The organism is Plectonema radiosum NIES-515 (assembly GCF_025753815.1).
Lineage (GTDB): Bacteria > Cyanobacteriota > Cyanobacteriia > Cyanobacteriales > Nostocaceae > Hassallia > Hassallia radiosum_A.
Window position 1 is genome coordinate 1 of record NZ_JAOWRF010000006.1, and the last position, 24,808, is coordinate 24,808.

The 24,808-nt window shown below is 41.9% G+C and carries 22 protein-coding genes; 8 read left to right on the forward strand and 14 right to left on the reverse strand.

All coding sequences use genetic code 11. From position 1 onward, the window contains the following. Nucleotides 1-13: 13 nt before the first annotated feature. From OGM63_RS00780 to OGM63_RS00790, 3 genes are all read right to left on the reverse strand, one after another. Nucleotides 14-2,164: a GumC family protein gene (locus OGM63_RS00780; protein WP_263743591.1), complete on the reverse strand. Its 2,151-nt coding sequence runs from the start codon at nt 2,162-2,164 to the stop codon at nt 14-16. A gap of 118 nt (nt 2,165-2,282) precedes the next feature. Further along, nucleotides 2,283-3,599, reverse strand: coding sequence for a polysaccharide biosynthesis/export family protein (locus OGM63_RS00785; RefSeq protein WP_263743592.1), 1,317 nt, complete (start codon nt 3,597-3,599; stop codon nt 2,283-2,285). A 534-nt stretch (nt 3,600-4,133) separates the two neighbouring features. Beyond that, a complete protein-coding gene (locus tag OGM63_RS00790) occupies nt 4,134-4,826 on the reverse strand; it encodes a cyanoexosortase B system-associated protein (RefSeq protein WP_263743593.1) in 693 nt (230 codons plus the stop codon). 65 nt (nt 4,827-4,891) lie between these two features. Here OGM63_RS00790 and OGM63_RS00795 point away from each other — a divergent pair, with 65 nt between their 5' ends. Together OGM63_RS00795 and OGM63_RS00800 are read left to right on the forward strand one after the other, a co-directional pair. After that, nucleotides 4,892-5,149, forward strand: a complete 258-nt coding sequence (locus tag OGM63_RS00795) for a sigma-70 family RNA polymerase sigma factor family protein (protein ID WP_263743594.1) — start codon at nt 4,892-4,894, stop codon at nt 5,147-5,149. Between the two features lie 271 nt (nt 5,150-5,420). Then, entirely contained in the window at nt 5,421-5,876 is a 456-nt protein-coding gene (locus tag OGM63_RS00800; RefSeq protein WP_263743595.1) for a globin domain-containing protein, read from the forward strand. 85 nt (nt 5,877-5,961) lie between these two features. Here OGM63_RS00800 and OGM63_RS00805 read toward each other — a convergent pair whose 3' ends face one another. The 4 genes from OGM63_RS00805 to OGM63_RS00820 all read right to left on the reverse strand — a co-directional run bounded on the left by OGM63_RS00805 (nt 5,962) and on the right by OGM63_RS00820 (nt 8,892). Then, the gene (locus OGM63_RS00805; RefSeq protein WP_263743596.1) at nt 5,962-6,162 is read right to left on the reverse strand and encodes a hypothetical protein; all 201 of its coding nucleotides are present in this window, start codon (nt 6,160-6,162) and stop codon (nt 5,962-5,964) included. A gap of 25 nt (nt 6,163-6,187) precedes the next feature. Next, nucleotides 6,188-7,081, reverse strand: coding sequence for a cyanoexosortase B (gene crtB / locus OGM63_RS00810; protein WP_263743597.1), 894 nt, complete (start codon nt 7,079-7,081; stop codon nt 6,188-6,190). A gap of 91 nt (nt 7,082-7,172) precedes the next feature. Then, a complete protein-coding gene (locus OGM63_RS00815) occupies nt 7,173-8,330 on the reverse strand; it encodes a DegT/DnrJ/EryC1/StrS family aminotransferase (RefSeq protein WP_263743598.1) in 1,158 nt (385 codons plus the stop codon). 352 nt (nt 8,331-8,682) lie between these two features. Next, entirely contained in the window at nt 8,683-8,892 is a 210-nt protein-coding gene (locus tag OGM63_RS00820; protein ID WP_263743599.1) for a hypothetical protein, read from the reverse strand. Nucleotides 8,893-9,039: 147 nt separating this feature from the next. Here OGM63_RS00820 and OGM63_RS00825 point away from each other — a divergent pair, with 147 nt between their 5' ends. The 3 genes from OGM63_RS00825 to OGM63_RS00835 all read left to right on the forward strand — a co-directional run bounded on the left by OGM63_RS00825 (nt 9,040) and on the right by OGM63_RS00835 (nt 16,228). Beyond that, nucleotides 9,040-10,572, forward strand: coding sequence for a GAF domain-containing sensor histidine kinase (locus OGM63_RS00825; RefSeq protein WP_263743600.1), 1,533 nt, complete (start codon nt 9,040-9,042; stop codon nt 10,570-10,572). Nucleotides 10,573-11,705: 1,133 nt separating this feature from the next. After that, nucleotides 11,706-14,639: a methyl-accepting chemotaxis protein gene (locus OGM63_RS00830; protein WP_263743601.1), complete on the forward strand. Its 2,934-nt coding sequence runs from the start codon at nt 11,706-11,708 to the stop codon at nt 14,637-14,639. Between the two features lie 173 nt (nt 14,640-14,812). Beyond that, entirely contained in the window at nt 14,813-16,228 is a 1,416-nt protein-coding gene (locus tag OGM63_RS00835; protein WP_263743602.1) for an IctB family putative bicarbonate transporter, read from the forward strand. Nucleotides 16,229-16,414: 186 nt separating this feature from the next. Here OGM63_RS00835 and OGM63_RS00840 read toward each other — a convergent pair whose 3' ends face one another. Both OGM63_RS00840 and smpB read right to left on the reverse strand, forming a co-directional pair. After that, nucleotides 16,415-16,720, reverse strand: a complete 306-nt coding sequence (locus tag OGM63_RS00840) for a WGxxGxxG family protein (protein WP_263743603.1) — start codon at nt 16,718-16,720, stop codon at nt 16,415-16,417. 171 nt (nt 16,721-16,891) lie between these two features. Further along, nucleotides 16,892-17,359 (reverse strand): SsrA-binding protein SmpB, encoded by a 468-nt coding sequence (gene smpB, locus OGM63_RS00845; protein ID WP_263743604.1) that lies wholly within the window; start codon nt 17,357-17,359, stop codon nt 16,892-16,894. A gap of 436 nt (nt 17,360-17,795) precedes the next feature. Between smpB and OGM63_RS00850 the strand changes: the two genes are divergently transcribed. Next, the gene (locus OGM63_RS00850; RefSeq protein ID WP_263743605.1) at nt 17,796-18,473 is read left to right on the forward strand and encodes a response regulator transcription factor; all 678 of its coding nucleotides are present in this window, start codon (nt 17,796-17,798) and stop codon (nt 18,471-18,473) included. 19 nt (nt 18,474-18,492) lie between these two features. On the opposite strand, the gene OGM63_RS00855 is transcribed toward OGM63_RS00850, so the two are convergent. The 4 genes from OGM63_RS00855 to murC all read right to left on the reverse strand — a co-directional run bounded on the left by OGM63_RS00855 (nt 18,493) and on the right by murC (nt 22,191). Beyond that, on the reverse strand, nt 18,493-18,966 hold the full coding sequence (locus OGM63_RS00855; RefSeq protein WP_263743606.1) for a low molecular weight protein-tyrosine-phosphatase: 474 nt from the start codon (nt 18,964-18,966) through the stop codon (nt 18,493-18,495). 86 nt (nt 18,967-19,052) lie between these two features. Next, nucleotides 19,053-19,403, reverse strand: coding sequence for a YbaB/EbfC family nucleoid-associated protein (locus OGM63_RS00860; RefSeq protein ID WP_263743607.1), 351 nt, complete (start codon nt 19,401-19,403; stop codon nt 19,053-19,055). Between the two features lie 195 nt (nt 19,404-19,598). Continuing rightward, on the reverse strand, nt 19,599-20,591 hold the full coding sequence (gene murB, locus OGM63_RS00865; RefSeq protein WP_263743608.1) for a UDP-N-acetylmuramate dehydrogenase: 993 nt from the start codon (nt 20,589-20,591) through the stop codon (nt 19,599-19,601). 124 nt (nt 20,592-20,715) lie between these two features. Further along, nucleotides 20,716-22,191 carry a UDP-N-acetylmuramate--L-alanine ligase gene (gene murC / locus OGM63_RS00870; RefSeq protein ID WP_263743609.1) on the reverse strand — a complete coding sequence of 492 codons (1,476 nt, stop codon included), beginning with the start codon at nt 22,189-22,191 and terminating at the stop codon, nt 20,716-20,718. A gap of 343 nt (nt 22,192-22,534) precedes the next feature. Here murC and nadD point away from each other — a divergent pair, with 343 nt between their 5' ends. Then, a complete protein-coding gene (gene nadD, locus OGM63_RS00875) occupies nt 22,535-23,161 on the forward strand; it encodes a nicotinate (nicotinamide) nucleotide adenylyltransferase (protein WP_263743610.1) in 627 nt (208 codons plus the stop codon). A 117-nt stretch (nt 23,162-23,278) separates the two neighbouring features. Further along, nucleotides 23,279-24,292: a type I glyceraldehyde-3-phosphate dehydrogenase gene (locus OGM63_RS00880; protein WP_263743611.1), complete on the forward strand. Its 1,014-nt coding sequence runs from the start codon at nt 23,279-23,281 to the stop codon at nt 24,290-24,292. A gap of 160 nt (nt 24,293-24,452) precedes the next feature. Here OGM63_RS00880 and OGM63_RS00885 read toward each other — a convergent pair. Beyond that, nucleotides 24,453-24,808: AIR synthase-related protein (locus OGM63_RS00885; protein ID WP_263743612.1), on the reverse strand; the 356-nt coding region annotated here is incomplete at its 5' end.

Genomic DNA, 24,808 nt, shown 5'->3' on the forward strand with positions numbered 1-24,808 from the left:
CTCCCCCTCGACATCACCCAACAGGCACTTCTCGTTCCTCAGGTGGATATACTCGTGGTGCAATTGGCTCAGGTATAGAAACGATGATATCAGCGCCATTGATAACAGTTCCCAATAGCCCCAATTCAGATTCAACCAATTGATCGACAGCTTCACCGAGCATGTTTTCTTGTGTATAATTTGGTCGTGCTACCAGCACCATGCCATCGCTGTAAGGTTGAATTAACAAGGGGTCATTAGATAAACTGAGAGTGCCAGTATCTAAAATGACTAAATCGTAACGTTGGCGAGCATCTTCCATCAGCTTTCGCATTTCGCTAGATTCTAGAATGGCGGCAGATTGGCGCACAGGACCCGCACTAGGAACAATGTATAAATTTTCGACTCCGGGGACTAAATAAATACACTCACTCAAGCTGCCGTAATAGCGTAAGGGTTCAACAGTGGCATCGTAGTCGAGAGTAACATTGAGAGATTGGCAACGGCTATGCGATCGCAAATCGGTTTCAATAATCAAAGTTCGTTTACCAGCACGGGCAGAGGCAATGCCCAAATTATAAGCACTCACCGTCTTTCCTTCCAAACTGCTGGTGCTAGTAATCAATACCACCTTCAAGTTTTTCCCACCAATGCGACGCAGATTACTGCGGAACTTTTCATAATACTCTAAATAGGGAGACTCAGCAGAAAGTATTGTTGGGACTGCTTCTGGACTTAAATCATCAACTGGCATTAAAGGCAATTCCCCCAGCAGAGCCACTTCTCGTTGTTTGAGATTGTCGCGGATATCTTCTTTGGTTTTGAAAGTCCCTTCCATTGCCCCCAATAAAAATATCACCCCACCACCAACCAACAATCCCAGTATTGCACCTACACCCAAAGTGACGGGCACACTCTTATCCGGTTTTTTGTCGCTAATGACTACTGGTGGTCTAGCAATGCTGAGACTAGTAACAGTTTCTGCTTCTGCGGTTTTAGCATCAGTAAGCTTTGCTTGCATTTGGTCATAGACGGCTTTTTTGAGGAGAATTTCTTGTTCTATACGCGATCGCTCCAATTGCTTATTAGGTATCAGAGAATACTCTTGCCGCAATCGCGCTTCTTGTTTGATTTCATCAGCTAGTTGCTTTTGCAGAGTATCCCGTTGGGTTTGCAAAGCCACCAGTTGATTTGCCAACAGCTGACGTGCCGGGTCTAAATTGCTATTGCTACGAATAGCCCTAGAGCTAGCAGTCAAAGGAGCTGCCGTACCCCCACCACCGACAACCTCAGATGCACGTTGTTGTAAGAGTTTTTCGGAAGTTTCTTTTTGACGTCGCAACTGAATCATTGTTGGGTGTTCTGGTCGCAAGTCTTTTCTGAGCAATTCAATTTGCGACTCAGTTTGATAAATTTGCGATCGCAAGTTGGCAAGAATCGGATCGGCACTCAAAGCTGACGATACATAAGCTTGGTTAACTGTCAACCCCAGTTTATTTTGTAAACTGGCAAGTTGAGCATCAATTCCGGAGAGCGTTAATTGAATTTGCCGTTGCTGACCTTGGCTGATAGTGACTGCGTTTAGCAAACTGCCATTTTCAGCAGCTAATATAGCAGGTCGTTGCAGGCGATCGTACCTTTCTAATTTCTGTTCAGCAGCTTGCAATTCTATCTTCGCTCGTGGTACGCGCTCGTTAATTTTGGCAATAATTGCCTTTAATCGCCCAGTATTAATATCACCGCTTAACTTGACCATTGCTTGCATTAATGCCAGCACAGTCTCTTGTGCCCGTTTCGGGTCACTATCTTTATATTTTATTTGAATAATTGCTGGAGCCGCTCCTTCTCCTTCCTTCGCTTTTTGCGGAACACTCAGCGCTACATTTTCACCAATCGTTTTCGGCTTGACCTTTACTTGCGTTGCTACAGATTCAATTATCTGGTCTGATAGCAAAATTTCCTGGCTGAGTTCTTGCCCTTGCTGCTGGATTTGCGTACCAGTTGCCGAGAAAGAAACTGCTGGACGAGTGTAGGCAAGTGCAGCACTGGCTAGATAGCTAGTGGGTGGCTCTGGTTGCACAGCCACCAGAGTTGACCCCGCTACAACTAAACCAAAACTGGCTAATCCAATCCACTTGTACTTATCAAAAGCAATCAGGTAGCGCTTAACAATCGGTGGAGCCATAACAATAATCAAATTCTTAGGCAGGTTTTAGCAGAAAAGCAGAAACTGGAAAAACAAAGCGCGAGCATCTTTGACTTTAAACAAGTTTTGTGACCAACAGCAAAAGGCAAGAAAGTAACTACCTTGAGTTACCACTAAACGTGTCAAAGAACCGGATAAAACTCTCAACATTGAAAAAAGGTCGAGTAATCGTAGTCAAAATATTAGTAATTTTACCGATCAGGGTTCGACCTACAACAATAACATCATTGTCTTGTAGCGGTACATTTTGAGACGCATCCCCGGAAAGTGCCTTTTTCGCATCAAGTTTTTGGGTGACGGCTTTACCTCGTTCGGGATCGAAGCGAACAAGAGCAATCTCACGGAGATTGGCATTGTCCGGATTAATTCCTGCCAAAGCATCGATAAAACTACTACCATTAGGCAGTACTTGAGTGCCAATTCCACCAGCCGCATAGTTTAAAATGCGGATTCTAATTTGCGGTTGAGCTAGAGTTGAACGAGCTACTAAATTTCGGTCATAACCGTCATCAGTACCAATTTCTCGACGCGGCACAATTATTGCATCACCGTCTTGCAAACGTAGATTAGGCAATGAGCTAGCATTTTGCAACGTCGCATACAAATCAATAGTTTGTGAAATTATAGAACCATCAATTAATCTCCGACGCACTTGCACTTGCCTTAGGTCTGCGTTGAGCGTTGAACCCCCAGCTACCAGCAGCGCATCAGCAATGCGGGGTGTTGGGGAAGCGATCGGATAAATTCCTGGACGCGGCACTTCACCACTAATGGTAACTTGAACTGGTCGCGCCCCTGCAAGCCCCACTGCCACAACCGGATCGACCAAAATGCGACTTAAACCCAAGCGAATTTTTTCTTGAGCTTCTTCCAAACTCAAGCCTTGTACCGAAACTGTTCCCAATTGCGGCACAACAATGTTGCCTTCAGGATTTATTTGGGCTTGAAAACTCAAATCTGGACGTTGCCTAGAGAGCGATAAAGCGACAATCGGATCGATCACAAACCGATTTAAACCAGAGCGAATTTTTGCTTCTGCTTGTTGTAAAGTTAAACCTCGTAGGGACACTGTTCCCAGTAGCGGGACTGCAATATTGCCTTCAGGGTTTATTTGCGCTTGAAAACTTAAATCGGAAAAGCGCTGAACCGCAACGCTGATTATATCTCCAGGTCCTAAGCGGTAGCGACCTGGAGGAGATTGAACTGTAATCCCCAAGACATCTCCGGGTCCTAAAAGATAGCGACCAAGTTGGGGTGATATTCCCTCGTTTAAACCCGCAGGTGCAAAATCAACACTGGATGGGGGTGAGGGAGGTTGCCCTGGCAACTGTCCTGGGGAGGGTAAAGGTTGAGCCACAACATCCGGTACAGATATTGTACAGAACACCGCTACCTGAAGATTAACAAGACACAAAGCGCTGAATACACGCCTACTACATGAACTGGTAACTATGAACATCGATGCAATCAAGCTAAATTAAGAAACTGTCGCGCCGAGTGGCTATTTTACTCTGGAAATACTCTGAGTGTGCGCTCTTAATCACAGGTATTTTTATACAATTTATCTTTTTTTTGCATAACCTAAGAAGCGAAACCTGTTTTACAAAGAAGTGGTCAGGACTCCGCTACGAGCGCTCCTCCCGTACAGACGTTCCGTCGTCACGTTTCTACCGCTCCTCCAAACTCCAAACTCCAAACTCCCAACCCCTAACTCCTAACTCCTAACTCCTAACTCCTAACTCCTAACTCCTAACTCCTAACTCCCAACTCCTAACTCCAAACTCCTAACTCCTAACTCCTAACTCCTAACTCCTAACTCCTAACTCCAAACCCCAAACTCCAAACCCCAAACTCCAAACTCCCAACTCCAAACTCCAAACTCCTAACTCCAAACTCCTAACTCCTAACTCCAAACTCCTAACTCCTAACTCCTAACTCCTAACTCCTTTTAGAAAAAACCCGCCATTAATGCCTCCTGGACTATTTCCCCAAGAGACTTGGTTAAAGACCAAGTTGTTTCTACCTGCCCCAAAGGTTCCATCGGAATCATAATGCTCACACCAACCCAAGGGGCACGCTGCTTGCGTAACTGTGCTAATTGATCTGCTACAAACCACCGTATAGGTGATGGATTTCCACCATTGGGGAAAGCATACCATTGCAAAACCGCAAATGTTTGCTTCATAGTGGAGGCGCGAAAAAATCGAGCCTCGACTTTAACTTCGGTTGATGGTTGTTTAACCGTAAATTCCCCCCGACGATATTGAGCTTCGTTCCACTGCTGCCAGCTTTTTATCTCTGTCCATTCTACTTCTGGTTGATTTTTGGAATCAGTTTGCGGCAACAAAAGCAAGATAGCCTGGGTTTGTGTTCCTTGTTTTTTGGTGACTTGCATTAACCATTTGCGTCCACCAATCTGTTGTTGGCTTTTTTCAATGGTTTGCCAACCTGGAAGGTTTAACCCTTGAGAACGCAACTGTCTCAACTGTTTGAGACTGGTGATAGGAGGCAGTTTTTGCCATTGCCAGTGTCCTGTGATGTATCCGGGTACAGCTCCTATCACCAGCAGTAGTAGTAACAACAAAAGCGCTGCTACCTTAGGAAATTGGTTTTCTTTGAGTAATTTAGAAAAGGAAATCATCAGTAAAATTTGCAATACTTACGCAAAATTTTACCTGCTAAAATCACTTCCTGAGTTCAGTAATTTTGACACTCTCCCTTTTCGGGCATCAGGCAGAGTCTAAGGGGGTATGGGGAAAAATTCCTCAGACGGCAAGCGAAACAGTGCGTTCGGCAAAGACTTGTTTGGCAACTATCATTACTCGTCTGTGCATCGATCATTTGCGATCGGCTCGTGTTCAACGAGAACAAGACCTCGGTACTTGGCTACCGGAACCGATATTAACGCAACAATCCGACAATTCAACAGATTTAATGGAATTAGCAGACTCGCTAAACCAATAAAAAAGACAAATAAACCCTTCCTCAACAACGGTTTATTTTCAACTATGAGCTACCTCACAGACAGGACTGAAACTTGATGTCAGAGTAAGAATATAGAGTTTGGATATGACACATGACAGCTGCTCTTAATTTTGCCCCCGCCTAATTTTTAACAACATCAAAATCATCTTGGCTAATCGTTGTTTGGAAAAAGGTTATGTGGAGACGTATCGTGCTACGTCTATCATTAGTCATTAATCATTTGGTTCAATAAATAGGAGATCGTGAAATTATGAATACCACAAAGGTAATTAGTCAACAAACTATCAACATCGTCAAATCTACTGCCCCTATCCTCAAACAACAGGGTCAAAAAATTACTACTCGGATGTACGAAATTCTGTTTCATAACTATCCAGAAGTGAAAGCACAGTTCGATCTGTCCGCACAAGCTAATGCTAGTCAACCAGCTAAACTTGCTACCGCAGTTTATAGCTATGCCACTCATATTGACGATCTCGAAGCATTAAAAGCAATGGTAGATCAAATCGCTCATCGTCATGTAAAAACCCAAGTTTTACCAGAACAATATCCCATAGTCGGGGAATGTTTATTACTAGCAATTAAAGATGTTTTGGGAAATGCAGCAACGGAAGAAGTGATGACTGCTTGGACTGAAGCCTATGAAGCATTAGCTGAGGTTTTTATTAATCGAGAACAACAAATCTATCAAAATCAAGGAGTTTGAAAATTGGAGTTATCAAGATATATTGCCATATTTCAATAAATCTGAGAACCAGCAACTACGATCGGCTGCTTTTTCGCCGATTTAATTAAAGCCGCAGGTCGCGTTTCACAGCAAAGACACAAAGCGATTGGGCAAAGCCCACGCTTCGCAAAAAGCAAACTAACAAAGAGCGCGATCGCCAGAGTGATATCTTCAAATACAGTAGTTTGGCAGGATGAGTGCGATCGTCCTGCCAAAGTTCCAACAAGCGAGCGATCGCAGAACTTTTCGGTCTACTGACACTCATATCCGTTGCAGCAGTGTAGGATATGTTACCTTTCCTCTTCTGGCAAAGTTGCTTCATGTTCTGAAAAATATCGATCAAATCGATTGAGAATAGGCACTAACAAAAGCAGCATAATCGCAGAATATAAATCTCCACCCCAACTGTCATGCAGCCATTCAAAAGCTGCCTGTTGTCCTGTGCCATGAAAGAAACTCAGTAAAGTGTTGCGAATGATATTCGCGGTGACGCTGACGACAACAGCAGTAGATAAAAACCAAATAGTTGTGCGACGCGATGATAAAGCACCTGTCCAATAAAGCAGCATTAAGCAGACGTATAAGGTAGTAAATAGCATCTTCAACCCTGCACAGTAAGGGGCAACTTCGACAATGCGTCCCCCGACGAAGATATTTGTGCCATCGACAGCTACTTCCATGCCAAACTGACTTAGTATGAAGCCAGCCGTACCAGCGATGAAGCTTTGCAGAGGCAAGGTGTAGGGAGCGATGAGGTAAGGTAATGCTGTTGGAGTTGCCAAAAACACTAATAGTAGGGGAAATCCTTGCAATTTAAAGCCGGGAATTCCTTTTAACCACAAGCACAATCCTGTTAGGATGGCGGGGAAGGAAAGGTTAACCCATTCGGTGACGCCGCTAAGATAAAAAATTCCCCCCATTATCAACAAGGCTACACCCAAAGGATGATTTCTATCTGGCAGTCGTTGCCATTTTTTTCGGTTTATCCAGCTCAGATATGCGGCAAAAGGTATACCAATAATACCGTGGCTAAAATATTCGTGTTCTGTACTAATAGTTTTGTTTAGCCAACCATCCAACCAGTGCAGCAATATGGGGGCATAAAGCAGCGCTAATACACCGAGAATGGCGAAGTTGAACAATTGTGTTGCGTTTGTGTTGTGAATCTGACGCTGGAATGTCATAATTTTCAGCGATTCAAAATTAAATATTAAATATTTGCGCTTTGGCTAATAGCTCATAGTTAAATGATAATGAGCTATTAGCCATTGGTGATTAAATGCACAATAACTGTTGTTGTTCGCCGGTGAGGATTGATGCCAAGGCTGCGACAACTTCTTTGACTTGGCTATGGCTCAAGCCTGGGTAGATGGGTAGTGATAATATTTGCTTTGCCTGCTTTTCTGCTTGGGGAAAGTCTCCAATTTGATAACCTAAGTCGGTAAATGCTGGCTGGAGATGGCAAGGAATTGGATAGTGAATGCCTGTTTGAATTCCTACTGCTGTGAGTTGTTCCTGGATTTGTTGACGTGAAAGCAGACAAGAATCATCGATTTTGATTACATAAAGATGATAAACGTGTCCTGCACCACTTTGGTTTTGTATGGGGATAATGCCTAGCCGATTTAGGGGTGCTAGTTCAGCATCATACTGTTGGGCAATGTTCAGGCGATCGCTATTCCAATTCGTCAAGTATGGTAATTTCTCTAGCAACACTGCCGCTTGCATCGTATCCAAACGGCTGTTTGTACCCGCTTCGGTATGATAATACTTCGACGATGCGCCGTAATTCCGCAAGCGTGTCATTTTCTGGGCAACATCTGCATCTTTTGTTAGCAGTATTCCCCCATCCCCAAATGCACCTAAATTTTTACTTGGATAAAAACTAAATGCTGCTGCTATCCCCACCGAACCGGCGCGATATCCATCGCGTTCGGCTAAATGCGCTTGTGCCGCATCTTCAAAAATTAGCACTTTGTAGGTATTGGCAAAGTCTAACAATTGCTGTGGCGATACCATTTGTCCATAAAGATGGACGGGGATAATCGCTTTGGTATGTGGCGTAATTGCTCTTGCTGCCGCTTCTAAATCAATTAAGGCTGTTTTGGGGTCGCAATCGACAAAAATCGGTTTTGCTCCCGCACGTACCACGCCAATTAGTGTGGCGACAAAGGTGTTTGCTGGCAAAATTACTTCATCACCCGCACCAATATTACAAGCTTGCAAACCGAGAGCGATCGCATCGGTTCCCGAAGCAACACCAACACCGTATTTTGTCCCAGACTCCGCTGCAAATGCTGCCTCAAATTCTTTTAAGGCTTGCCCTAAAATAAAATCTCCTTTTTCAAATACAGCCTGCATTGCCTGCTGTAATTGATTTTTTATCGATTTATGTTGTAAATTAAGGTCTACAAAAGGAATTCTAATTGTCATATTCTTCTTTTTCAGAAAGCCTCAAAATTAATCTCAAAATCTGGTTTTTTCACATATAATCCATTTTTGACTAAATCCCCAAGTTTGGATAATTAGTGATTATGAAGTATTTGTGAATTTTAGATGATTTTTTTCTTTAGTTGTCATTTTGATTTTTAGCAAAAAATGATTGTATCTTTGATAATTTTCCAGAAAATAGCCTCAGTGAATTCCAGAAAAAAATAATTGTTCGCTGAATTGCCTTGAGTAGATAAACGGAAAATTTTAGCTTCTATATTCAGAATGAAAATTTTTTTTGTTTTATCCTTCGGGTTATCGTACCCACCTCAAATGGAAAACTAACGCGATCGCGCTAGATTAAATCTAAAGTTATTTTCAGCAGTGAGTCTAACAAAGCCACAGCCTTGGATGAACAGAAAGGGCGATCGCGGATGCCAGATAATTGAAGAGCGTCTCTGCCGATAAGCCAGTATGGGTATACGTATCGTTCACCAGAATTAAATCTAATACCATAAAAATACACAAGTCGCATTCTCAAAGTATTTGTTGTTTTACTCAGCACTCAATATTTTTAAGTAAGGTAAAAAATTTTGCGACAAAATTGTTTATCGGCATCAAAATTGGGGAATCCTTAAATTAGCAAACAATAACCCATAAAAAGTGGTTATATAAATTGTAGTATCAAGCAATTATCAAGGTAAGAGTGGCAATGGTAGAGCCGGAAAACAAATTGTTTGCCCTAAAGAATGGTTGGGCTTCCCAGGAAACAAAAGAACAACAACGACTAAAAGCATTGTTGGAACTAGGTTTGCGGCAATCAGAAACGATTCCTGTTTTTGAAGAAGCCACTCAAACTGCTGCCCACTTTTTGGATTCCCCAATTTCCATATTAGGATTTGTCGATCAAGACCGTCATTGGTTCAAATCTGCGGTAGGCTTATCTAGACTGGGAATCATGAATCAGCTGGCGCAAAGTCGTCAACTATTACGCCAGGAATCGTTTTGCACCCAGGTGGTAGAGACTTCGCAAATAGTGGTTATCACTGATATGCGAAAAATTACGGTTGCCGAACTCCAAAGTAGCAAATTGGTAAAAGATTATGGCATTCGCGCTTACATGGGAGCACCGCTAATTGATGCTTCTGGGCATTGTCTGGGTTCGCTGGCAGTCATGTATCTCAAAGAACACGAATTTTCCCAGCGAGATATTGAATTTTTACAAATCATAGCTCGTTGGTGCATGAGTGAATTTGAGCGCAATCGACTTTTGCAACAAAAGCCAGAAACCACTCACAATGACGCTTCTCATTTCTCGTTTCAGGATGAGGAGCGCAGCGAAATCAGAATCACCACACCCCTAATAGAAAAAGACATCGATCCTACCAAGCAACTAAAGCTGGAACTATTGGGGCAGCTAACTCAAGAGTTGCGTACACCGTTAACATCTGTGTTAGGTATGGCTAGTGTTTTAAGACGTGAAATCTATGGGCCTTTGACGACTAAGCAAAGAGAATATATAGAGATTATCCAACACAGTGGTCAATACTTGCTTTCGTTGGTAAATGAAATTAGCGAACTCGGAACAATGGATGAAAGCCCGAATGTGCTGAATCTAGCTCCTATGGATATTGAAATGCTGTGTCAACAAGCTATCAATACTTTAGAAGAAGCAGCCAACCGTCGCGACCAAGACATTCGCTTGTCCATAGAACCAAACCGCAGTCGCATTTGGACTTTGGATAAAGACAAGGTGCGACAAATGCTTTATCACCTGGTTTTCAGCGTGATTCAACTTTCTGCTACAGGTAGCGTTGTTCGCATTCATGTTTCTTACAAGGAAGGTACACTCAACATTACTGTCTGGGTATCGCATCCCTGGTTGGGAGACGGTATAACCGAGGTTGATCCTTATTTTTGTCTAACTCCCCTAACGTTGGTGGAACTGACTGCTGAGGCTGCAAGTTACAATATTCATCGGAAAAATCAAGAGCAAGTAAGGAGTTTGCCATTAGTAGAGTTGGATGATTCAAATTCATACGAATTTGGTGTTGATCCCAACTTAGATTTAACTAAGCCGCATAAAAGCATGTCTCGCGAAAGTTTGGGTCTGTTGCTTAGTTGTCATCTGGCTTCCTTGCATGGTGGGCAAATTTCGATTCAAGGTTCACCACAATCAGGATACCGCTATGTGCTTTCTTTACCATTAAAAGTAGCGACAACAGAAAAAGTTAGCAATGTCTGATGCAGATCGTATTTTTTCGCGTTTGAGGATGGTGAAATGTTTGTGATCTTGACGATAAAACCTGGAATTATCGTTGAATGCGTCGAAAAATAAGCTATTTAGTCTATTTATCTGAGAGTGAGAAAAACTTAAGATTGATTGTTGCGAAACTAGTCGTCACCGATGAAAGTAAAATTTGCTTTTGGTGACGACTGCGATCGCGCAAGTTTTGATTACTAAAGATGTACGCGCATTATGTAGATTTATTGTCTTTTAAGATATCAGTAAAATTGTCTTGTCAAAGCATTTTACCTTCCTAGGCAGAAAGGGTAAAAAAGGAAAAATATTGGATACTTTACCCACACGGTATAAAGAAAGCTGCATGTTATGTATGGAGAAAGAAAAAGAAGATTAAGGAGGCACATAGAAGCGGAAAAATCAGCCTTTAATATCACCAAACCCCTCCCCATGAAATATGGGGTTTCCCTTGACCCAGCAGAAATGTTAGCTATACCTAAATATTTTATTTCCTGCTGGCTGCAATCTACTTTTATCATCACAGTTGGCAGCATCTATTTTCCCAAGCAAATATATCTTAATTTATACTCCACCCATGCTGATCTTATGGGGTTATTAACATACATACAAGTATCAAATGTATTAAATTGTTTTTACACATCGATTTAGAATGAGGAGAAAGACCTCATTTGTCTTTGTTTTCAGCTAATTTTGTCAAAAATATAATTTAAGATTGATATTTGATTGTGGTAAATTTAGATTCATGATAAATTAATTACTTAACTCATTACCTAGGTAGATCAGACAAATCCGGCAGAACTTTCTTCGGATATGAGAGTGCATCCTTATTTTATTTTCGATGTTATGTATCCCTTTATTAAGATTCCCGGCTAGAGTTCAGTAAAATGTATCGTTGTTCACTTTTAGATTCAACGAAAAATAAAATTTTAAAAGCCGCTCTCTGACTGGCTTTTAAACGGCTGATTTTTTACACGTTTTCATCATGACTTAAGTCTATATGAGCGTGTAAATATCTATTCGTTATTTCTTCGGCAGTTATTAAGTTTAGTGCGAAAACTGTGAAATTTTTGCCGCGAACAAAATTAATAAATTACTGAATGAAGAGGGAAATTAAAATGAGAAAAAATTCTTTAACAACAAAAGATAGTCAATTTAGTTCGTCAAGACATTTGTTAAATAACTCTCGTCAAGATTCTGGATTAGAAAATTTTGCACAATCTATCAATAGGCTTAGTTCGTTACGAGTAAAACCTTCTTTATGGCAAAAGTTTGCTAATCTTTCTATTGCTCACAAACAGTTAATTGTATTGATTGCTTCAGAACTAATAGCAATTTTGGGGGTGGGGATTATTAGTAGATATTTAACTACAAGTAATCTTCAAGCTTTGTCACTCGAACAAGCTAAGTCAGAAGTTGCAGTTACAGATATGGCTTACAATATTAAAGTTAATCAAATGAGCTTTGGTTTTCGAGGGCAATCAGATAATACTGCAATTATTAAAGCGGCAAGGCTGAATGCTTCTGGTCAATCCTTAAGCCCAAGCTTGAAGGCAGAAGTCAAGCAAATTCTCCAAAATGAAATCAAAGCAAGAACAATAGAATATGCTACGCTTGTTGGCAAAGATTTTCAGATTATAGTCAATGCCAATGCTGACCGTCAAGGAGAAATTTTTAATCCCGACAATTTAGTTAGTGAAGTTTTCAACTATCCAAAACAGATTAAAACTAGTCGCATTGTCAAATGGTCAGAACTGAGCCGAGAATCCCCACCTTTACCAAGTGGATTTAGAAATAAAGATGCACTGATTCGTTACATAGTTACGCCGGTGAAAGATCCAGAAACAAATTTAGTAATTGGTGCTTTAGTTTCTGGGGATATAGTCAACGGCAAAGAATCAATTTTGAGAAGTACATTGACAACTCCTGGTGGATATAGCGCAGTTTATTTTCGCAAACCAACAGGAGAATTTACCTTAGCAACATCTTTAGATCAGGATGAATCGAAGAAACTATCAAATTTCGACTTACCTAAAACAGGTAAATCGTTACTAGAAACAGCATTAAATTCCGAAGGTGAACCAGTCACGGCACGGATAAAAATTGACAATCAAACTTACACTGTAGCGACCAAGGCTGTACCTTATAAAATTATCCAAGCAGATGATGAGCCGATTGCTATTTTTACTAAGCAGCCTGTGGCTATTTTAGTGCGGGTAACTCCAGAAACAGCCTTGAATAAAATGCTTGCAGAGAGTTTTTGGGTGCAGTTATTCACGGTTATTTTGGCATTAGCGATTATATTGATTTGGACTTGGATTCAGAGACAAACAATTATTAAACCGATTCAGGGTTTACAGCGAATAGCCTTAAGATATGCAGCAGGCGATCGCACTGCTCGGTCAGAAATTTTTTCAGCTGATGAAATTGGAGAATTAGCTGTTAGTTTCAACCAATTAGCAGATAAGATTACCCAACAAGTCTGCCAAAATGAAGATGAAGTAAAAGTCGCAAAACTAGTTCATGAAATTACTGGACGTTGCCGTGGCTCCCTAAATACTCAGTACATTTTGAATGCTGCTGTGACGACTGTACAAGCAGCTCTCGAAGCAGATAGAGTTATTGTCTACAAATTTGATGAAAATTGGCAAGGCAAGATAATTGCTGAATCCCTAAATCCTGAGTTTCCAGTCGCTTTGGGAGCAGAAATCGCCGATCCTTGTTTTGCCAACAATTATGTAGAAAAGTACCAGAAAGGACGCGTGCAAGCTCTGACAAACATTTATGCAGCTGATTTGACTGACTGTCACCTAGCTCAGTTGGAACAATTCGCAGTCAAAGCAAATTTAGTTGCACCAATTTTGATTAACAATAAACTTTATGGTTTGCTGATCGCTCATCAATGTTCTCGTCCCCGTCAATGGCAAGAATTAGAAATTAATTTGTTGAGGCAAGTGGCAATTCCTATTGGCTATGCTTTAGAGCAAGCATCACTAATTGAAAAAATTACAAATGCCAGTTCTCGTGCTGAAGTTGTTTCTGATGACCAACTTCAACAACAACAATTATTACAACAGCAAATTTTCAAATTGCTCAAAGATATCGACAAAGCATCTCAAGGTGATTTGACAGTTAAGGCAGAAGTCATATTTGGGGAAATAGGCATTATCGCTGAAAATTTTAACACAATAGTCGATAATCTCAGAGCAATTGTGGTGAAAGTAGAATCATCTACCTCTCAGGTAAATATAGCTGTTAATGAAAACGAAGATGCAATTCGACAACTGTCTGAAAAATCCCTCACACAAGACACTAAAATCAACGTCACTTTAGATAACGTTCATCAAATGACAGGTTCTCTGCAATCAATGTCAGAAAACGCTCAAAAAGCTGCATTATATGCTCATACAGTCTCTTTGAATGCTCAAGAAAGCGGAACGGCTATGGATTTGACGATGCAAAACATCTTGAATTTACGCTCCACAATTGATGGGATGGCAAAAAAAGTCAAGCGCTTGGCAGAATCTTCACTACAAATTAGCCGTATAATTTCTTTGATTGAAGAGATCGGAGCCAGGGCAAACATATTGGCAGTTAATGCTGAATTAGAAGCTGTCAGAATTAATGAGGGTAATAACAGTTTTTTGGTATTTGCTACAGAGTTAGACGAACTAGCTATACGATGTACAGGTGCTACCCAAGAAATTGAGCAAATAGCGAAAAACACGCAACGAGATACACAAGAAGTTGTCAAAGCGATGGAGTTGGGAACTTCCGGAGTGGTAAAAGGAACCCACCTTGTAGAAGATGTGAAAAAATCCCTAAATCAAATTTTGAATGTATCCCAGCAACTTGATGAATTAGTGCAATCTATTTCTCAATCAACAGGATCTCAGGTGGAAACATCGCAAGCAGTCACAAAACTTATAGAAGAAATTTCTCAAGTATCAGAAATTACTAGTAGTTACCAGATAATTTCTCAATCTTTGCAAAAAACTGTAGACATTGCTCAGGAATTGCAAACAAATGTAAGTAAGTTCAAAATCAATTAGTCAAAATTAACTGACGTTTATAGCGATCGCTTATATCTAATCAAATCTACCTGAAGTGATTCAAACGCGATTAATTCCCAATTTGCGATTTGCCTGATTACCTTTTTGGAACTACTCGCATTATGATCGAGTCCAAGTTCTACGCGGATTGTTAATTGATCGCAGTTTTCTTTATGAATTTAGTTTGGCAAAGATTCACTTTATCTTACTTGCCGCTCAAACAATATCTCACCACTAGCTACCTACATCGCTTTCTAGTGGGGTTGTTGAGTTCCTGGCGGCAAGGCAGTGTGCTGATACAATGGGGAGACACAATCGCGGCTGGCTTACTGAGCGTGGTGTATGCTCTTGCGCCTTTTGTATCCAGTACACTCATCGGATTATTGCTGACAGCTTGTGTGGGATTTTGGCTGTTGTTGACTTTATCAGATGAAGCCGCACCAAGAATTCCATCAGTCACTCCGATTCACCTGCTGGTATTGCTTTACTGGGCTGTTGCTGCTGTCGCTACAGCATTATCACCAGTGAAAAAAGTTGCGTTTAACGATTTGACAACGTTAACGCTCTATTTGTTGCTGTTTGCCCTTTGTGCTAGGGTGTTAAGGTCGCCTAAACTCCGGTCTTGGATGATTGTCCTTTACTTGCACGTATCCCTGATTGTTAGTATTTATGGGATGCGGCAATGGTTTTTTGGTGCTCCTCCCCTAGCAACTTGGGTCGATCAAGAATCTGCTTTTTCTAAGACTACAAGGGTCTATAGTTATTTGGGCAATCCTAACTTACTTGCTGGATACCTTTTGCCTGCTGTGGTTTTCAGCTTAGTTGCCGTGTTTGTATGGCAAGGCTGGATCAAGAAAGCTCTAGCATTAACGATGTTTTTTGTCAATACTGCTTGCCTAATTTTGACTTTTAGTCGTGGTGGTTGGATTGGGCTAGTTGTGGCATTTTTAACTGTGATGGCACTGTTGGTTTATTGGTGGAGTATAGAAATGCCTCGTTTTTGGCGAACTTGGTCGCTACCGATTATTTTAGGAGGTTTGATTGGGGTATTGCTGCTAGCGGTGATATTTGTAGAGCCAGTACGTTTGCGGGTTGTGAGTATTTTTGCCGATCGCAAAGACAGCAGTAATAATTTTCGCCGGAATGTATGGGATGCTGTTTTTGAGATGATTCGCGATCGCCCAATTATCGGTATTGGTCCGGGTCACGGCTCTTTTAATAAAATTTACCCGCTTTACCAACACCCTCGTTATACTGCTTTGAGTGCTTATTCGGTCTTATTAGAAGTGACAGTAGAAACTGGCTATGTTGGTTTAGCCGCTTTCCTCTGGTTGCTAATAGTCACTTTTAATACAGCATTTTTACAAATGCAACGATTGCGAAAATTGAGAAGTGCCGATGGGTTTTGGTTAATTGGAGCGATCGCCACAATGGCAGGTATGCTCGCTCATGGCACAGTAGATACTGTCTTTTATCGTCCTGAAGTCAATAGCGTTTGGTGGCTAGTAGTTGGTTTAATTGCCAGCTATTACACATACACACCTCAAGACCAAAGTCAAGAAGTAAATTCCCCTTTCCCTGCACCCTAGAACGATGCAACTGTTGTAGAGACGTTCCAATGAAACGTCTCTACGATCCGACGCGACGTCCTATGATATGTGTCCCAATATAGGACAGATCACAAAAAAGAAGAAAGAGGCTATGAATCCCTTCTTTCTTCTTTTTCGTGATTCGCTTTTTATCCAAAATAAGCAACTGAAGCGGGGAATATCTGATTATTCTCTGTAAGTCGAAGTACCTACGGTGTTTGGGTCGCGATAGCTCTTTGCGTCTTCACCGCGATTTTTGCCAGCCAAACCTGCTAGACCTAATAAACCTGTTAATCCTAACCAACCCCAATCAAAATCATTTCTTTCATAAGTTGTTATTGTTGTTCTTGGGGTAGTTGTTGTCGTTCCATCTGGGGTGGTGTTGGTAGTTCCACCATTAACTTGAGCTTGTGCAGGTAAAGTTAAGGGTAACATTGCCATACTCAACGCGAAAACGCTAGCGCCAATAACATTGGTGAGATTACTTTTCATAAATGTTTGTTCCTTATGGGTTCCTTTGTTACTCACCAATTTATCTACTCCAAAGATTAATTAAATCAATCTTGGGCTATAAACTCAAGTTACTCTTAACTCACGCTGAGGATAGACAAATCCTGCTGAAAGTGAAGTCTGATGTAGTAGTCGCGTTTGTCACCCTGCGGCTTAATAATTCTTCATCGCTCGTTGAATATCGCGTTGATCTTGGCGTCGTTTCAAGTCTTCTCGCTTATCGTGGAGCTTTTTACCTTTACCTAGAGCGATACTTATTTTTACTAAACCTCGTTTCAAATACATTTTTAAAGGTACTATAGTCAAACCTTGCTGTTCCACCTTGCCAATTAGCTTGCGGATTTCTTGGCGATGCAGCAGCAGCTTGCGCGTGCGGCGAGGTTCATGGTTAAAATATTGTCCACTAGCATTGTAAGGGGAGATATGCACGTTCAGCAGCCATGCTTCGCCATCGCGAATTAAAGCATAGCCATCTTGGAGATTAACCTTTCCCGCACGGATTGACTTCACCTCGGTGCCTGTCAACTGAACTCCAGCCTCGTAGGTTTCCAGGATTTCGTATAAATAACGCGCTTGCCGATTATCGGTGACAACTTTGTAACTGTCGGTTTTCTCGCTCATTGAGTATTTTGCTTGGGTCAAATTTGCCGAAAAATTGGTGTTTAGTTGTTGGTAAACTTTAGTGGGGGATATTAAGCCACCATAAATGCTTTACTAGATATCAGTGTTATCTTATTAATTTAACGCACGAGGTCATTTATTTAGTAAGTATTAATTTCTCGTCACAAGAAGAGCGATCGCTTGTCAATTATGTATGAGCGATGACAAATCATAAAACTATCTGCGCGCATTACACCCCTAGAGTTGAAAATAAGTTAAACTTTATTAAACTATTGTAATAATTTAATATTTTATTTATAAATCAACCCAAAGGCAGTTACTAGCTGTTAATCCTGTCATAGTATGAAACATAAGAGTACTGTTGTTGCTTGAGTCTAGTGATATTGCTCATAGAAGCAAATTGTTTATTCAAAAAAATTCTAGGGGTGTACTGTCCATGCCCTTGACGATCCTTGTAGTGGATGACGACCTGGGCACTCGTCTGTCTATCAGCGATTATCTGGAACTATCTGGCTACATAGTAATTACAGCTGATGACGGTCAAAAGGCTCTAGAGATTGTGTTCGAGTACCATCCTGATTTAATTGTCACCGATATTGTCATGCCACGAATGAATGGCTATGAATTGGTGCGTCAGGTGCGTCAAAAACCAGCGTTTCGTTTGTTACCAGTTATTTTGTTAACGGCAAGAATTAAGACTCAGGAAAGAATCTTGGGCTATCAGTCAGGGTGCGATTTATATTTGCCCAAGCCTTTTGAGTTAGAAGAGCTAGCCGCAGCGATTCGCAATCTCTTAGAGCGATCGCAAATCATGAAATTAGAGTATGGCTTTTCTCATCAAGAAAATCCAGGTAATTCTGGATTTAAAGTTGCTGACTCTCATCATTATGTTAATCATTTAGAGAAGTCCGAAGTCCTCTCATCTTTCAGTTCTAGAGAACAGGAAGTCCTCGAACTGTTAACACACGGTCTTTCTAATGCCCAGATGGGTAATCAGTTACATCTAAGTCCTCGGACAGTAGAAAAGTACGTTAGCAGCTTACTAAGGAAAACCGAAACTAGCAACCGCGCTGAACTAGTGCGTTTTGCGATTACGCAGGGTTTAGTTAAATAACAGCTAATCACACTGTTGATTACTGGCTGGTGACGTGTTTTAAAAGACCTTCACAAGCATCTACGAGTAAATCAATCACCTGATTAAATCCCTCGGAACCCCCATAGTAAGGGTCTGGAACTTCGGGAATAGTGTACTTGGAGCAAAAGTCACACATCAAGCGCACTTTTTGGCGATACAGTTCAGTTGGATCGAGAGAGAGGATATTTTCATAATTCTCTCGATCCATAGCCAAAATCAAATCAAAATCTTGAAAATCTGACTTTTGAAACTGTCGGGCTGAACCACGTAATTTAATTCCCAATTTTTGAGTAGCCGCAATATTCATGCGTCTGTCAGGTGGGCTACCAATGTGGTAACTAGATGTGCCGGCAGAGTCGCAGAGAATGCTTTCGCTCAAACCTGCCTGCTCGATCAAATGATACATGATATTTTCTGCGGATGGCGAACGGCAAATGTTCCCCAGGCAGACAAAAAGCAGCTTATAAGGCATAAAAATCCGCTTTAGGGAGTCAATAGTCAAGAGTCAATAGTCCATAGTCCAAAATTCTTAACTGTTGACCCTTGACTCTTGACACTTTACTGAAATCCGGGAAGCTCTAGCCCACTGGTTAAGTCTTCCATGCGATCGCGCATTGTCGCAGTGGACTTGTTGTAAGCATCTTTCATTGCTGCTGTCACAAGGTCGGAAAGTACATCTGCACCTTCTTCTAGAGCACTTGGGGAAATTTCCACGCGCTTTGGTTCTTGGTTTCCGCTGACAATCACCTTGACAAGACCACCACCAGACTCTCCCAAAATTTCCATTTGCTCCAATTCTTCTTGGAGTTTTTTGGCGCCTTCTTGAACTTGCTGCGCTTTTTTAAACGCTTCGGCAAGTTCTTTCATTTTTCCCAAGCCAAAGCCAAATCCCTGTCCTTTTTCTGCCATAACTGATTGTTCTTTGTGTGCGTTGAATAACAAATCAAATTCAATTATAGATGCGCTTTGCAGTTGCCTGTTTTTTTTACCTATTAGGGGTAATGGGCATGGGGGATGGGGAAAGGATAAAGGGGAATAGGAAAAACGCTTTCCCATTGTCCAATGCCCCCAATCGAGCGTGCCCCTTGCCCGATGCCCATTCCCTCAAACTGGTTGAAAATCTCCGATCATTTTGACTTCTGGCTCTAACAAAATCGACCAGCGGTCTTGTACGCGCTGCTGAATGTGGCGGATTAGACCAAAGATATCGTTAGCTTTTGCCCCGCCACGATTGACGATAAAATTAGCGTGGAGTTGTGCTACTTGCGCTCCGCCTATTTGATAGCCTTTAAGACCTGTTTGTTCAATTAACCAGCCTGCGCTGTGAGGTTTGGGGTTGCGGAACACACTACCGCAGCTGGGGAAGTTGTAGGGTTGAGTGGACAGACGATGTTGTTTGTGTTGTTTTGTTACGGCTGCAACTAAAGCCGGATCTCCCCCTGGCTTGAGTTGGAAGGTGGCTTGGGTGACTATGCGATCGCTTCCTTGTAATAATGAAGTCCGATAGGCGTAACCCAACTGATCGGGGGTGAGAATTTCTAATGTGCCATCAGGTGAAAGCACTTCGGCGCTGACTAACATCTGTGCCATACAGCTACTGTGTGCCCCAGCATTCATCACAACCGCACCACCGACGGTTCCGGGGATACCAACCGCCCATTCTAATCCGGACCAACCCAAATCTGCTGCTTGCCAAGCCAAGCTGGGGATTGATTCTCCAGCTGCAACTGTTAATTGACCTGTTTGGGGGTCAAAGTGGCTGTGGCGCAGATGACGAGTAGCGATAACTAAACCGGATATACCGCGATCGCTTACCAACAGGTTAGAGCCAGCGCCGAGTATTGTTACTGATAAATCACGTTCTTTTGCATACTTGACACTTGCTTCTAGTGCTGCTAAGTTTCGCGGAGCTGCGTACCATTCGGCGGGTCCCCCAACTCTGTAGGAAGTAACCGCTGCGAGGGAAGCCTGAGACTTGATTGCAAAATCGCTACCGATTACGTAAACTTTCTTCTCAATAGAATTAACTGTTTCTTGCTTACTTGTCGCTAAGTTAGAAACTTTGCAGACGTTTTCAGCTGCCTGGGAAATTGTCATATAACTTCAATTGGTGATTTTTTTACATTTATTTGCCGTATTTATACGGCAAAAAGGTGAAGCAACGAAACTCTCGCTCTGATAGACACAATGAGTTGTGGAATTAACCAACAAGTGTCAGCTTTTAGGATGTAGCTTTAGCTGGTTCGCAAAGAGTTGTAATTACTTCGGGTATCACCATGTTTAAGTTACCGGCACCTAAAAACAAAGCTAAGTCTCCAGGACACAGCTTAGAAAGTAAATATTCACGCACTGAGGATAAAGTCGGTTGATAACTCACATGGGGCTGGTGAGTAGCAATTTTTGCCACTAGCTGTTCACCACTGACTTGTCCTAAATCTGGTTCACCTGCACTATAAATGTCAGTGATGACCACCAAATCAGCACAAGTAAAGGATTCAGCAAATTCTTCTAAAAAGGTGAGTGTGCGGCTGTAACGATGTGGTTGAAAGATCGCAACTACTCTTTGCCCTGGTCTAGCTTGGAGACGTGCGGCAGCGAGAGTTGCGCGAACTTCACTGGGGTGATGGGCATAGTCGTCAATAAAGGTAATACCATTGACTTCACCCCGTAATTCAAAGCGGCGTTTTGCACCTTCAAAAGTGGCAATAGATGAAGCAATTAAGCCAAATTCTAAATTTAAGACTCGACCAACAGCGACTGCGGCTAAACAGTTGCTGAGGTTGTGACGACCGAGCAAAGGCAAGTTTAACACGCCCAAGGCTTTGCCTCGTTCCCAAACTAAAGCTGTTGTACCATCGGCGCGATATTCTATATTGGTGACAGTGTAATCAGCTTCGGTGTCTGAGTGTAAGCTGTAGCTGATAGTTGGTTTGAGGCGATCGCTTACGGTCTCACAATCAATACTACCGATCAATATTTTGCAACTATGAGCAAATGTCTGGAAAGTTTCCACCACTTGCTCTAACGTGTCGTAGTGGTCGGGATGATCTAATTCAATATTGGTGATGATGCCAATTTCTGGGGCATGTTTCACCAAAGAACCATCTGATTCATCTGCCTCAGCTACTAAATACTTACTTTCTCCCAATCGGGCATTGCCAGACCAAGCTTTTACTTCACCACCTATCAAAATCGTTGGGTCTAAACCAGCTTGCAGTAGCATATAACCAATCATGCTACTAGTAGTAGTTTTACCATGCGTTCCTGCTACTGCAATACTGTAATATTCGGCAATTAATGCGGCTAATACATCAGACCTATGAAAGATTGGGCAACCTAATTCTAGTGCTGCTTTGTATTCTAAATTATTTGTATTAATTGCTGTTGAACAAATGACTTGGGGCAGTATTCCTTTACTTACAGTGGGCGATTTATCTGGTGAATTTAATACTACTGCATTCCTCTCAGTAATCACCTCACTTGGAGGATGAAAAAAGGCGAGATTGCTTGCTTCTTGCCTTCCAAATATATGAGATCCGATACCTTCCAACTTTTGTGTAATGTGGTTTGGACGAAGATCCGAACCTGACACTGGCAAATGGCGTTTTGTCAGAACGTATGCCAAAGCAGACATACCTATACCGCCGATACCAATAAAGTGAAATGGTCTACCACTAAAGTCTACAGAATTGCTCATTGTTTAATCCTCTTACACCACACCACACCAATATTCATAAATGACACGCGTATCATAACAGGAATTTGATTTTTATCTTACAGATTATGCATCATTTTCTGTCTGATGATTCAGTTGCTATCGAATGCTAAACATCTGCATGTTCAGAATGATTTTACCAAGGCATGGGATTTTTTCTTTTTCTGAACTGTTTTTATGTTTATTCTGAAAATTTCCGCCGCATCGGGAAAGAAATGACTGTAATTTCAAATACATTTTTTGTTTTCCTTACTGGAATTATCGCTCAATAGTACATTGGGATGGGAAACTGCTTTTAAACTGAAATAAAACTCACACTAAGCATATGCGGTCTATTGCAATTTTCGGCGGCACTTTTGATCCTGTTCATTGGGGACACTTGATTCTAGCTGAGACTGCTTTGTACCAAGTACCCTTAGAATACGTAATTTGGGTGCCATCGTTAAATCCTCCTCATAAACAAGCGACTTCCTTTGAGCATCGAGTAGAAATGCTCCAACTAGGGATCAAAGACAACCCCTCGTTTGCTATTTCATTGGTTGAGGTGAATCGCTCCGGAACTTCCTATGCGATTGATACCTTACTTGAGTTATCTACTTTTTACCCTAATACTCACTGGTACTGGATTCTCGGCTTGGATGCCATCCTTACTTTGCCCCGTTGGTATCGTGGACGAGAATTAGTACAAATGTGTGATTTTTTGGTCGCACCCCGATTAGTCGGTGGAGAGAATATAGCTCAAACCGAGTTAATCTGCAAGCAAGTAGAGCAACAATTGCAAAAACAATTTTCTACCATTAAGTGGCAATTATTGCACATACCGATAGTGGGACTTTCGTCAAGTTTAATTCGGCAGATGTGCAGCGAACGCCAGTCAATTCGTTATTTAGTCCCGGAATCGGTCAGATATTACATCGCTGCCCAAAACCTCTACTTCCATAAATCTAAATAAAATATGTATTTTTTTGTTGCTCTAGCACTTTATAGTTATAAATACCCCCTCCCTTTGCTGTATGATCGTGGTCAACGATATTAATGTATAGGCATAAATACAGAGGGGCAAGACGCTGTGATTAGAGTTGCAATCAACGGTTTTGGGCGCATTGGACGTAACTTTATGCGCTGCTGGGTAGGTAGAGAACATAGCAACATCGATGTGGTTGCTATCAATGACACCTCAGACCCTAGAACCAACGCGCATCTGCTCAGATATGACACGATGCTAGGAAAATTAAAGAATGCTGACATTTCTGCCGATGATAATTCTATCATCATTAACGGGAAAACCGTTAAGTGCGTATCCGATCGCAATCCAGAAAACTTGCCCTGGAGAGACTGGGAAATAGACCTGATTATTGAAGCAACAGGTGTATTTACCAGCAAAGAAGGGGCAATGAAGCATGTAAATGCAGGCGCCAAGAAGGTTCTGATCACTGCCCCAGGCAAAAACGAAGATGGTACGTTTGTAGTTGGCGTGAATCATCACGACTACGACCACAACAAACACAACATCATCAGTAATGCCAGCTGTACTACCAACTGTTTGGCTCCCATTGCCAAGGTGTTGCACGAGAAGTTCAACATCATCAAAGGCACAATGACCACTACTCATAGTTACACCGGCGACCAACGTCTGTTAGACGCTAGCCACCGAGATCTGCGACGTGCTCGTGCTGCGGCAATGAACATTGTACCCACCTCCACCGGTGCGGCAAAAGCTGTAGCGTTGGTACTACCAGACCTCAAAGGTAAGCTGAATGGTGTGGCATTGCGCGTACCCACCCCGAACGTTTCGATGGTGGATTTCGTCGTTAACGTCGAGAAGCGCACTATTACCGAAGAAGTCAACCAAGCCCTGAGAGATGCCTCCGAAGGTCCAATGAAAGGCATTTTGGATTATTGCGACCTACCCTTGGTATCATCCGATCATCAAGGTAGCGAAGCTTCTTCGATTGTCGATGCTAGCTTGACAATGGTCATGGGCAGCGACATGGTGAAGGTGATGGCATGGTATGACAACGAGTGGGGTTACAGCCAGCGAGTCTTGGATTTGGCAGAACTAGTAGCCGATAAGTGGAGTTAAGCAAAAAGTTAGGAGGAGCAAAGTTATGAGTGAAGAATTTTAAGTTTTGAGTTGTCAGTTGTGGTTTTTAAATCAAAAATGGGCTTCAACTTCCAACTTCCTACTCCTGTAGAGACTTCGGACGATCGCGTCTCTACAACTAACTTTGCTCCTTCGCTACTCAGCTCGTCCCAAAATGTTGAAACCCTCGACCAATAGTGAGAATTTGGTCGGGGTTTTTTGGGTTTTGGTCGTGTAAGAGGACTTTGGAGCCAGATGTAATTGTTCCCACGATCGCTGCCCCTTTACCAAGTTTTTGAACTAATGCATAAGCTGTTTTTTTTGGCAAGCACAGCACTAATTCAAAGTCTTCACCACCGTCAAGAGCGTATGATAGCGCTTTTTCTTTTGTCAGCCAGGAGTTGAAAGCATCTGGTAAAGAAATTTGCGTAGATTCTATAACAGCACCAACACCACTAGCGCGGCAAATTTGCAAAACTGCATCCGCTAAACCGTCGCTGCTGTCCATACCAGCGA